Origin of the sequence: Nitratidesulfovibrio sp., assembly GCF_040373385.1 — a bacterium.
GTDB lineage: Bacteria > Desulfobacterota > Desulfovibrionia > Desulfovibrionales > Desulfovibrionaceae > Cupidesulfovibrio.
The window spans coordinates 129,605-140,503 of sequence record NZ_JBDXXH010000007.1; the positions used below are offsets into that span (position 1 = coordinate 129,605).

Annotated in this window: 7 protein-coding genes; 4 read left to right on the plus strand and 3 right to left on the minus strand. The window is 60.6% G+C overall.

Features of this window, described 5'->3' with window-relative positions; genetic code table 11:
- The first annotated feature begins 22 nt into the window (after positions 1-22).
- From ABWO17_RS12840 to ABWO17_RS12850, 3 genes are all read left to right on the plus strand, one after another.
- Positions 23-952 carry an FkbM family methyltransferase gene (locus ABWO17_RS12840; RefSeq protein ID WP_353119141.1) on the plus strand — a complete coding sequence of 310 codons (930 nt, stop codon included), beginning with the start codon at positions 23-25 and terminating at the stop codon, positions 950-952.
- Positions 953-954: 2 nt separating this feature from the next.
- On the plus strand, positions 955-2,463 hold the full coding sequence (locus ABWO17_RS12845) for a lipid II flippase MurJ (protein ID WP_353119143.1): 1,509 nt from the start codon (positions 955-957) through the stop codon (positions 2,461-2,463).
- A gap of 77 nt (positions 2,464-2,540) precedes the next feature.
- Positions 2,541-3,755 carry a hypothetical protein gene (locus ABWO17_RS12850; protein WP_353119145.1) on the plus strand — a complete coding sequence of 405 codons (1,215 nt, stop codon included), beginning with the start codon at positions 2,541-2,543 and terminating at the stop codon, positions 3,753-3,755.
- Positions 3,756-4,071: 316 nt separating this feature from the next.
- On the opposite strand, the gene ABWO17_RS12855 is transcribed toward ABWO17_RS12850, so the two are convergent.
- The 3 genes from ABWO17_RS12855 to adhE all read right to left on the minus strand — a co-directional run bounded on the left by ABWO17_RS12855 (position 4,072) and on the right by adhE (position 9,206).
- Positions 4,072-5,037, minus strand: a complete 966-nt coding sequence (locus tag ABWO17_RS12855) for an NAD(P)-dependent oxidoreductase (protein ID WP_353119147.1) — start codon at positions 5,035-5,037, stop codon at positions 4,072-4,074.
- A 302-nt stretch (positions 5,038-5,339) separates the two neighbouring features.
- Positions 5,340-6,212: a DUF2087 domain-containing protein gene (locus tag ABWO17_RS12860; protein ID WP_353119149.1), complete on the minus strand. Its 873-nt coding sequence runs from the start codon at positions 6,210-6,212 to the stop codon at positions 5,340-5,342.
- A gap of 303 nt (positions 6,213-6,515) precedes the next feature.
- Complete coding sequence (adhE, locus tag ABWO17_RS12865) at positions 6,516-9,206, minus strand: bifunctional acetaldehyde-CoA/alcohol dehydrogenase (protein ID WP_353119150.1); 2,691 nt, start codon at positions 9,204-9,206, stop codon at positions 6,516-6,518.
- Positions 9,207-9,710: 504 nt separating this feature from the next.
- Here adhE and ABWO17_RS12870 point away from each other — a divergent pair.
- Positions 9,711-10,730, plus strand: a complete 1,020-nt coding sequence (locus ABWO17_RS12870; RefSeq protein WP_353119152.1) for a hypothetical protein — start codon at positions 9,711-9,713, stop codon at positions 10,728-10,730.
- The last annotated feature ends 169 nt before the right edge of the window (positions 10,731-10,899 follow it).

The following is a 10,899-nucleotide window of genomic DNA, read 5'->3' on the forward strand; positions in this document are numbered from 1 at the left end:
CTGGCGCCGGAAAGGACAGATTGTGAACAAGAAGGTGCACATCGCGGACATTGGTGCCAGTGGCGGCTTGCACAAGCGCTGGAAGAAGTCGTTGCTGCCAGTGCACGCATATCTTTTCGAGCCGGACAGCGCAGCAGCGGCTGCGCTTGTTTCCGATCGCGACAGCACCGTTTTTCCCTTTGCGCTTTGGGATCGCGATGCAGATGACAATCCGTTCTATATGGCTCGCCAGGACTGTTCCACTTCATCCCTGTTGCGCCCGAACATGCCCCTGCTCGAACGTTGGCCCGACTCCGAGCGTTTCGAAACCGGGAACGTGGTTTCCATGCCAACGCGCACCCTGGATTCTCTTGCGGAAGAGGGGGTCATCCCTGCACTCGACATGCTCAAGCTGGACATCCAGGGCGCGGAGCTGGGTGTGCTGTCGCATGCCACGCGCCTTCTTCCTCAGGCCATAGGCCTGGAGGTCGAGGTCGGTTTCGTGGAAATGTATCAGGGGCAGCCCCTGTTCCGGGACATTGACGCATTTCTGTCCGGGCATGGATTCGAATTGTTCGACTTGCGCCGAGTCTGGTGGCAACGCAGAAAGCCGCGCTACTGTGCGCAGGCAAGAGGTCAACTGGCCTTTGGGGATGCACTCTACTTCCGCTCGCCCGAAAACGTGGCGACGCTTGCGGGTGGCAACCCCAGGATGGCGGCAAGCGCTTTCTGCATTTACGATTGTTATGGCTATTATGATTTGTGTCAGCGCTTGCTGGATTACCATGACATCTTCGAGCCGGCCGACCGCAAGCGATTTGCCGAATATCTGGCCGGAAAGTGCCGCTCACGCGTACCGCACATCCCTCTGGAGCGTACCGTGGAAAATGTGTGTATCAGGCTTTTGGACTTCGTTTTCCAGCGTACGCCTGCGCGGCATGACAAGATTCTGGGCAACCGCTTTTTTGATTAGTCATGGTCAAATCTGAAAGTATCTCGAAAGGACTTTTGAGTTCGTCAACAGCGCAAGTGGTTGCCAAAGTTTGCGGATTGCTGAGAAGTACGTTGACGGCCGTGCTTTTCGGGGCGGGGTTTCATGTAGACACCTACAATGTGGCAAACGCCATTGTAATGGTCGTCTTTCTTATTGGAGGAGAAAGCTTCAGCTACGCCGGTGTTCCCAGGTTGTCCCGCCAGTTTGCAAGAAATCAGGCGGATGCCTTTGGCGCGTTCACGCGTTCACTTTTTATCATCGCGCTTACCCTCGCCTCAGTGGGCTGGCTGGTGACTGAGGTTGCCTTTCCGTACATCGCAAGCGGTGTTGCACCGGGCTACGCACACGACGAACACCATGCCTTGCTTGTCACTACCCGCTTGATGATTCCTGGGTGCATTTTCTTTCTTGCCGGTAAAGCGCTGGGTGCATCATTAAACGCGTCAAAGAATTACAGCATTTTTGCCATGTCGGAAGCTATCGCGTCATTGGCAATGCTCTTCTCTCTCTTTTTTCTTCGCGCAGTTCCGTATAGCCTCTCCGCTTCTTTCACGTGCGGGCAGGCTGCAGGGTTTGTTTTTTTATTTTTAAAGTCTTACAAGTTGCTGCATACGACACGAAGATTTCGCCTGCGTGCTTTTTTGCGTGACGTGAGATTTTTTTTAGGGGTGGCCTTGTCGTATCTGGCAATGTGTGCGCTGCATCCCATATTTCTTTTTTTTGAAAAAAGATTCGGCCTGCAATTGGGGACTGGCGTTTTAGCTGCCTTGGGATATGCACAGTTGGTCAGCGGTTCCATATCGTCCCTGCCGTCATTTGGCACTGTGTTTTTTCCAAAAATATCCGTGTCCTTAACACAAGAGACATTCAATCAAATATTGAAAGTCATCAGTTGCTATACAATACCAGCGTCAATTTTTACATATGTTTTTTCATACAATATCACCGACGCAATATTTGGGTATGGGAAAATGACTTCAGCAGAGGTGCTGGTTACAGCAAATTTTTTGGCCGTCCTTTCGGTAGTTGTATTCTTTGGAGCGTATGAGGCGATTATTCTTAGGTTTTTGTATGCGGCAAACATGACGCGGAATGCATTCGTGGGCAGATTGCTATCGTATGTTGTTGCTGTAGTGTCTCTACTGATTATGCACGATATGTTCATGCTAAAAAGTGAATTGGCCATATACTCAGGGATATTCAGCGCGACATCTGCCGTGTTTTTTTTCTACGTATTCATGATGACAAAGAGAATACGCATAGAGTCGTCAACTGTAATGTATGCAGTTGTGTTGGCCGCGTTGTCATTCGCCACGGGGGGGGCGGCAAAATTCATTGCCAACGCGTTGGGATTGGAAAAATTAGTGTTTCTGGTCTTTTCGTTTGTCGTGTACTCGGTTCTGACTTCAGGGCTGTTTTTGGTCGTCTCAAAGGACCCTCTTGTGATCGTGCTTAAACAACGCCTCGCGGGGTTTCTCGGTCGCAATTGACATCGTGCAGGCCTGCTCCTCCCCTCTTCTTTTGTCGTGCGCGCGAAATTGTCCAAAATCACAGCCAAAAGCATGTCATGATAGTAAAAATCTCGAATTTTTTTCAGGTACACAAGAGGAAGCTGGCCGCGCTGGCTGTTGTTGGAGCTTGCGATTCGCCGTTGGGCCTCAATGTCAAGCTGCAGGTTATTCCTTGGCTCATTGGCTGTGTATGGTTTGCAGCGTCAGCGACCCCTCCTCCGCTTGCGTTGTTGCTATTCCTTTCTCTTGGCTTTGTGCCCCTTCACGGCTTGGAGCCGCTTGTATGGGGCGCATATGTCACGGTTAAAACCGTTGGATTCTGGGGTTTCTCGTGCTGGCTGCGTACCTTGACTGCACGCGACATTATTGTTCCTTTAAAAATTATCCTGTGTGTTGCCATCCTGACATTCTTTGTTGCGGTTTTTTTCACTCACTCCGTTGAAACAAAGCATGTGGGGGATTTTAGTATCCCTCGGGTGGCTGGCATTAATCGGGGGGGGCTCCACAGCGCCGCAGTGTATGCCATGTTTTCTCTGGTTGCCCTCGCAATTGGGCTGAAGCGAACAGCCTTGGCGTTTGCTGCCCTTTGTCTCTTTGGTTCGTCGTATATGGCGACTATTGCGCTCGTATTGTCGGCAGGTATCATGTGCTGTAAGTCGCTAAAGGTTGCTCGGCTGGCCTCGTTGTTGATTCTTGTGGTGTCAATAGCGTATCCAGTATTTTCTTTTTTTTATGGCACGCTTCCTGAGAATATTCAGTGTCAACTTGTGTATGCATCTAATTCAAGAACACCATATCAGTATCTTTACACAAAGTACGGGACAGGCGAGTTCTTTGGTCACGGACACCAGAGGGAAAATGACTATCTCAGACATATTTTAGATAAGCCGGCTGCCAAAGAGTATATGGCCTTTATGTCGGAAAAGTATTCAATATATATCAAGCAAAAGAAAAATGAGTCTCAGGATGGCATTCAAGAGCAGGCGCAAGAGTATTCGCCGTATCTTGAATTTCTTACGCGTACAACGGCCCCTCACAATTTGTTGATCATGGTTCTTGTGCAGTATGGTATTTTTGGGTGTTTCGTGTTTGTTGCGATGCTAATTTTTTTGCTAAGAAGTATATGGAATATGCCGCAGTATGCGCATGCATTGTGGTTTTATGCGATTGCATACCACATTGTGAACGATTTTCATTATTTCATTTTTTTCTTTTCGCTAGGCGTATGCCAGATGGTGTTGTGGGAAGAAGGTGAGCCTAAAACATTGTGAGCTGCTATTTTGTGATGGCGAAGTGTGTTGTCATCCATCCTGTTGTTAAGTTCAAAAGCGTTTGTTTGGGCAGGTTGTGAAGTGTTTGTGTTTATTGCTGCGCAAATACAGTAGAATGCTGTCTGTAATGGGCACAATGGCTGTGGCACATGAAGACGGCATCTAGGTAGATTTTGGCAACGGGCTTTAACGTGCTGTACGTGAGCACATGTTTTCAAAGGCTAATCACCGCGTAAGAACGAACACGGCATTTGCGGGGTAATCGATGGACATGCGCGCCGCATACTGCTCTGCGGGCTGTCCTGCTACCGTCGCCCTACCTCCGGAACAACTTCACCACGCTGGTCAGGTTGGCATCGCCAAGGCCCTCGTCCATGCCGCGTTGGAACACCGCGCGTGCGGCGGCGATGGTGGGCGCGGCATCGGGCGAACCTGCGGCATCCAGCGCGTAACCGAAATCCTTTTCGATCAGTTCCACCGGAAACATCACGGGCGCCTCGCCCGAAAGCAGCGCGCCAATGGCTCGCTGGGCGTAGGGACTCCACACCGCCGTAGTGGCGATGATGTCCATGATCTTCTGCGCGTCCGCACCGTTGCGGCGCAGCATGCCGATCAGTTCGGCGATGACGGTCACCTGGACGCCCAGCAGGGCGTTGGTGGCCAGCTTGGTCAGCGCACCCGTGCCGATATCCCCTGTGTGGTTCACCGCGCTGCCCATGGCCAGCAGTACCGGCTCGGCTTTCTTGCAGGCGTCCGCGCTGCCGCCCACCAGAAAGATGAGCTGTGCGGCGTCGGCCTGCGGCAGCGACCCGGATACCGGGGTTTCCAGCAGGGTCACGCCCCGGCTGACGGCTTCCGCACCCAACTTTCTGATCCAGTCCACCGACAGCGTGGAACTGTCCATGGCGATGGCGTTGGGGCGCAGGCCCGCGAAGGCGCCGGTTTCGGCATCCAGCCAGACCCTGGCGGATGCCGCGTCGTCGCGCACCATGGCCAGCACGAAATCCGCCCCGGCTGCGGCTTCCCTGGGCGTTGCGGCCTGCGTGGCGCCCAGGGCCAGCAGCGGTTCCGCCGCCTTGGCGGTGCGGTTCCACGCAACTACCTGATGCCCGGCCTTCAGCAGGTTGGCGGCCATGCGCCTGCCCATGGCTCCAAGACCCAGTACGGCGATATGCGACATGATGTGCTCCTTGGTTGCGATGATGGTTGGCCGCCCCCATGTGGCCGATGTGGCCTGATCTGGCCTGATACGGCCCAATGTGAGGGGGACATGAACAGGCATGAGCGGTCGTGCCCGGTCGTGCCCGAACTGAACGGACGGGGCTAAGGGGGCTGACGGTAACGTACGCCCGCGCCGCGCCCGCCGCAGGGGACGGCGTCCTTCGTTCAGTATAGGACGCCTGACGCGTTTTACAATACGGAAGGCGGACCGTGCGGCCCTGTGTCCGCGTGAGCGGGAGGAGGAAGCCGTGCGGTCCGCCTTGTGTGCATGGGCGGGGCTAGGGGGGGGCTTTGGGATGGCAGGGGCGGGACCCGCCGTCTTTGGCGGGCGGGTGTCACGTGCGTCTCGCGCGGGCTGTCCCCCTAGGCCGCAGTCCCGCGGCGCCCGGCGGGCGGGGTGGGCGGGATGAGGTCCGCCCGTCGCGCGTGCCGTTCACGGTCGCGTAGGTGCTGGAGCAGGGCCAGGGCCTCTTGCGGGGGGCGCTGTTCCACGCGGCGATACTGGCGCCCATCCGGGGTGCGGGTAGCCATGCCAAGGTCGCATAGCCAGCGGCGCAGCAGGGCATGATCGCCGAAGTGATGGCAGGCGCGCAGGGCGTCGTCCATCTGGGTGCCGGTCAGCTCGTGCCCGGCGGGCAGACGCGACCACACCCACCACAGGCAGAGCCGTTGCAGGCTGACCTTGCCCGGCCAGCGGGCCAGCAGCCCATCCGGCCCGAAGTGGCGGGCGGCGCGTTCCACGCGGCGCAGGTCCACAGGCTCTTCCTGGGCGGCAGGCTCTGGCGCGGCAAGGCGCTCCAGCCGTTCCTGCGCCGCGAACTGGGCGCGATAGTGTTGGAAGTTGCGGTAGCCCACGGCACGGACCAGCATGTTCAGCAACTGGACATGGCTGACATGGCTGACGGGGCTGACTGGGCTGACTGGGCCGGGGGCGCGGTGGCTTGTGCGGGCCGGGCCGGATGCGCCGGATGTGCCGGATGTGGGGAAGGCTCCCGGTGCGTCAGTGGCACAAGGCACGCCGGGGGCATTAGCGGAAACGCGCGCGGCATCACCGGCAGAACAGACAGTGGAGCCGCCAGTGGCATCGTGGGCGGGGCTGCCGCAGGCATCGTCAGCCGGGTGGGCACCACGGTCTGCCAGTTGCGACGACATGGCACAAGCCGCCAGTTCGCGTTGCAGCGAACGGGCCAGCGCGGATACGTCCTTGGCGATGAAGGGAAAGCGGGGTCTGGACATCGCCTATCCTCTCGACGTGCCGATCCGGATGAGGTGTCGATGGTCACTGGCTTTCGACGCGGCACGAGGCAGGTGCGTGTCGGGCTGGAGAGATGGCAGGTTTAGCTTCCCGCAGGGGGACAGTGACGCCTTGGTGAACTGCCGACCGGTTCCGGGTCTACACCGGGGCGCGGGGTTTTTCAAGCGGGAGGGGGGCAGCATCCCGGACGGGGCCGCCGGAGGCGGTTCCGCCCCACGCAAAACGGGGCGGCCCGGCTTTCGGCTGGCCGCCCCGTCGGAGACACATCGCGCCTTGCTTTTCCGCTATTTCACCTTTTCGGAGGCCAACGAAGCCAGCGGCGCGCCGTAGTACGCCTTCAGGTACAGTTCGCGGATTTCGGCGATCAGCGGGTAGCGCGGGTTGCCGCCGGTGCACTGGTCGTCAAAGGCCTGTTCGGCCAGCAGGTCCACCCGTTCCAGAAAGTCCGCCTCGGCAATGCCCGCCTCGCGCAGCGAGCCGGGAACGTTCAGGTCGGCCTTCAGCGTTTCTATGGCCTGCACCAGCCGGGCCACCTTGCGGTCGCGGTCGTCGCCGCAGCCTTCGGTCAGCCCCAGCATGTCGGCGATGCGCGCGTAGCGCCCCTTGACGAAGGGGTAGCGGTATTGCGGCATCAGCCCCTGCTTGGTGGGGGTGTCGGTGGCGTTGTACTCGATGACGTGCGAAAGCAGCAGCGCGTTGGCAAGGCCGTGCGGCATGTGGAACGCCGCCCCCAGCTTGTGGGCCATGGAATGGCACACGCCCAGGAAGGCGTTGGCAAAGGCCATGCCCGCAATGGTGCCCGCGTAGTGCATCTTTTCGCGGGCCATCACGTCGCGCGCGCCTTCGGTGTACGCCCGGCGCAGGTACTTGAAGACCAGCCGGACGGCCTCCAGCGCGTTGCCGTCGCTGAAGTTGTTGGCATAGGTGGAGGTAAAGGCCTCCACCGCGTGGGTCAGGGCGTCCAGCCCGGAATGCGCGGTAAGCGTCCTCGGCATGTCCATGACGAATTCCGGGTCCACGATGGCCATGTCCGGCGTCAGTGCGTAGTCGGCGATGGGGTACTTCATGCCCGTGGCGTCGTCGGTGATCACCGCAAAGGGCGTCACCTCCGACCCGGTGCCCGACGTGGTGGGCACCGCCACCATCACGGCCTTCTTGCCCAGTTCCGGAAAGGCGTAGACCCGCTTGCGGATGTCCATGAAGCGCAGGGATATTTCCTCGAACTTCAGGTCCGGCTGCTCGTACATCAGCCACATGATCTTGGCCGCGTCCATGGGCGACCCGCCGCCGAGCGCGATGAACATGTCCGGCTGGAAGGCGCGGACGGAATCGAGTGCGGCGTAGGTGCTCGAAAGGTCGGGGTCGGGTTTCACGTCGCTGAACACCCGGTACTGGATGCCCAGTTTTTCCAGCACGCCCGTCACCTTGCCCACGTGGCCCAGGTCTTCCATGGTGCGGTCGGTGACGATGAAGGCGCGCTTTCTGTCGCGCATGTCTTCCAGCGCCAGGCGCAGCGCCCCCATCTTGAAGTAGATTTTCGGGGGCACCCGGAACCACAGCATGTTCTCGCGCCGTTCGGCCACGGTCTTCACGTTCATGAGATGCTTCACCCCGATGTTTTCGCTGACGGAATTGCCGCCCCACGAACCGCAGCCCAGCGTCAGCGAGGGTGCCAGCTCGAAGTTGTACACGTCGCCGATGGCCCCTTGCGACGAGGGCATGTTGATGAGCGTGCGCCCGGTGGTCAGCACGTTCTGGAAGTGGATGATGCGCTCGCGGTTGGCCTCGTCGGTGTACAGCACGGAGGTGTGCCCGGCCCCGCCCAGTTCCACCAGGCGCTGGGCCATGTCCACGGCGGCGGCGAAGTCGGGCGCGCGGTAGAAGCCCAGCACTGGGGAAAGCTTTTCGTGCGCGAACGGGTCCAGCGGGTCGATGGCCTCGCGCTCCGCGATGAGGACCTTGGTTGCCGCTGGCACGGTGATGCCCGCCATGGCCGCTATTTCCACCGCAGGGCGGCCCACGATGGCCGCGTTGAGCTTGCCGTCGGTGAACACCACGCCTGCCAGGGCCTCCGCCTCTTGCGGTGTGGCAAAGTGGCAGCCGCGCACGGCGAATTCCGCCTTCACCGCGTCCGCCGCCGCATCTTCCACGATCACCGCCTGTTCGGATGCGCAGATCATCCCGTTGTCGAAGGTTTTCGACAGGATGATGGAGTTCACCGCCATCTTCACGTTGGCGGTGGCGTCCACCACCACCGGGGTGTTGCCCGCGCCCACGCCGATGGCGGGCTTGCCCGAGCTGTAGGCGGCATGCACCATGCCCGGCCCGCCGGTGGCAAGAATCAGCGATACGCCCCGGTGCTGCATGAGCTGGCGGGTGGTGTCGGGCGTGGGCGCTTCCACCCAGCCGATGACCCCGCGCGGCGCGCCTGCGGCAACGGCGGCCTCATGCACGATGCGCGCGGCCTCTATCGTGCATTTTGCGGCGCGCGGGTGCGGCGCGAAGATGATGCCGTTGCGCGTCTTCAGCGCCAGCAGCGCCTTGAAGATGGTGGTGGAGGTGGGGTTGGTGGTGGGGATGATGCCCGCAATGACCCCGATGGGCGCGGCCACCTCGCGGTAGCCGTAGGCCGGGTCGTCGCGGATGACCCCGCAGGTCTTTTCATCCTTGTACTTGTTGTAGATGTATTCCGAGGCGAAGTGGTTCTTGATGACCTTGTCTTCCAGAATGCCCATGCCCGTTTCCTGCACGGCCATGCGGGCAAGGTGGATGCGCTGGGCCGTGGCGGCGGCAGCGGCGGCGTGAAAGACGGCGTCCACCTGCTGCTGGGTGAAGGTGGCGTAGGCGCGCTGCGCCGCGTTGACGCAGGTGACGATGTCGTCAACGGGGATGTTGTTTGGCGAGATGGCGTTCTGGGCGGTGGCGCCCGGTGTTGCTGCCGGTCCCTGGCTCTGTGCGTTGGGTTTCTTGCTCATGGGGGCTCCTTGCCGACGGGAGGGACGGTGCCCGCCCCGGCGGGGGTATTCGGCGTCCGTTGCGCCGCTTGCGGGTTGCCCGTGGCCGCCGCCGTGTCGGGACGGGCGGAGGCTGCGTCTATATTTGTGCATGCAACCACTCTTGGGCAGGGGCGTCAAGACCGGCATGGTCCGGAATGGGCGCGTGCTGGTGCATGCGGCCTTGCCTGTCGACGAATAAGTGCCCATTTTGTGAATTGCGATCGTGGCCGGTGCTTCTGAAGGAATATGCGTTGAAATACATGGTGATGCGGCGTGCGCGTTTTCGTCGGTGCGTTTCGTGCCGGACGGGGCAGTCCTTTCCCCCTCGACGGGGAGGCATGGGTTTGGCATGGTAGGGGTGTGGATTTACGTTTTCGGCAAGCGATGGCGGTTGGGCGCATGCGCCCGGACCGCCCTTGAAATGCCCGCGTTTTCGGGCGGCAACATGCGACAGGGGCTACAACGAACGGCCAGGGAGGCCACATGAGCGACCATCAGACAGCGCAGCCGGATGTTACGGCGTTTTCGGGCGCGGTGGTGCAGTGCCTCCATCCGGACGGCAGTCCGGCAGAGGTGCTGCTGGAGGAACGGATAGAGCTGCCCACCCCGGCGGGCGTGCTGGTGCCCCAGTACGAGTCGGAAGACCCCCGCAGGCAGCGGGTACAGCCGGTGGAATTGCACCCCGGCGGCGGGTTGAAGGCGGTGTCGTTGCAGGAGAAGGCGGTGATCGAAACGCCCTCGGGCGCCATGGCTGCGGAGCGGGTAACCTTTCACCCCGGTGGCGAACTGCGCAGGGTGTTTCCGCTGGACGGCAAGATTTCCGCCTACTGGAGCGTGGAGAACGAAACGGCCCTGGCCGGGCCGCAGCGCATGGAAACGCCCATCGGCGTGGTCACCGCGCGGATCATTTCGGTGCACTTCTTTCCGTCCGGGGTGCTGCGCAGCGTTACCCTGTGGCCCGGCGAGCGGGTGACCATCGCCACCCCGCAAGGACCGGCCAGGGTCAGCGTGGGGTTTTCGTTCCACGAATCGGGCGCGTTGCGCTCGTTCGAGCCGGACGCCCCCTTCGAGGCCAAAACTCCGGTGGGCACGGTGCTGGCCTTCGAGACCGACCCCGAGGGCGGCATGGCCGCCGACCTGAACTCGCTGCAATTCGACGAGTCGGGCAACGTGACGGCCCTGACCACTGCCACCGACAAGGTGGTGGTGACCTGCAACGCCGTGGCGGAAGCGGGGCCGGACGCCTGGCCCGCCTGCTGCCCGGACTGTGCCCGCTGGGCCGCCGCCACGGGCAAGAGCGTGCGCCAGCCCGGTCGCCTGGCCCTTGGCCCCGGCTTTCGCGAAAGCCTGTGCGGCACCACGCCCACGGACCTTGTGCCCCTGCGCATGGGCTTTACCGACGATGCAGTGAGCCTGGACGGGCACGTCTTTTCCCGCGCCGGGCACGGGTTTTCCGTATTGCGCGGGCTCATGCCCGTGGCGCGCACCACCTATTCGTGCTGAGCAAGCCCGAGGGCCTCATCCGGTAGTGCCCCACTCTGGCCCGACCGGGTCCGATTCGAGCCCAATCCGCGTCCAATCTGCGCCCAATCTGAGCCCGATTTGGGCCCGATCTGAAAATGACACGGGGCGGAGCGGAAAAATGCCGCTCCGCCCCATTGCGCGTTGCCGT

Bases quoted from the DNA above. Each gene is read 5' to 3' on its own strand.
- ABWO17_RS12850 (WP_353119145.1), top strand. From the start codon at position 2,541: ATGATAGTAAAAATCTCGAATTTTTTTCAGGTACACAAGAGGAAGCTG.
- ABWO17_RS12845 (WP_353119143.1), top strand. From the start codon at position 955: ATGGTCAAATCTGAAAGTATCTCGAAAGGACTTTTGAGTTCGTCAACA.
- ABWO17_RS12860 (WP_353119149.1), bottom strand. From the start codon at position 6,212: ATGTCCAGACCCCGCTTTCCCTTCATCGCCAAGGACGTATCCGCGCTG.
- ABWO17_RS12870 (WP_353119152.1), top strand. From the start codon at position 9,711: ATGAGCGACCATCAGACAGCGCAGCCGGATGTTACGGCGTTTTCGGGC.
- ABWO17_RS12855 (WP_353119147.1), bottom strand. From the start codon at position 5,037: ATGCCTGTTCATGTCCCCCTCACATTGGGCCGTATCAGGCCAGATCAG.
- adhE (WP_353119150.1), bottom strand. From the start codon at position 9,206: ATGAGCAAGAAACCCAACGCACAGAGCCAGGGACCGGCAGCAACACCG.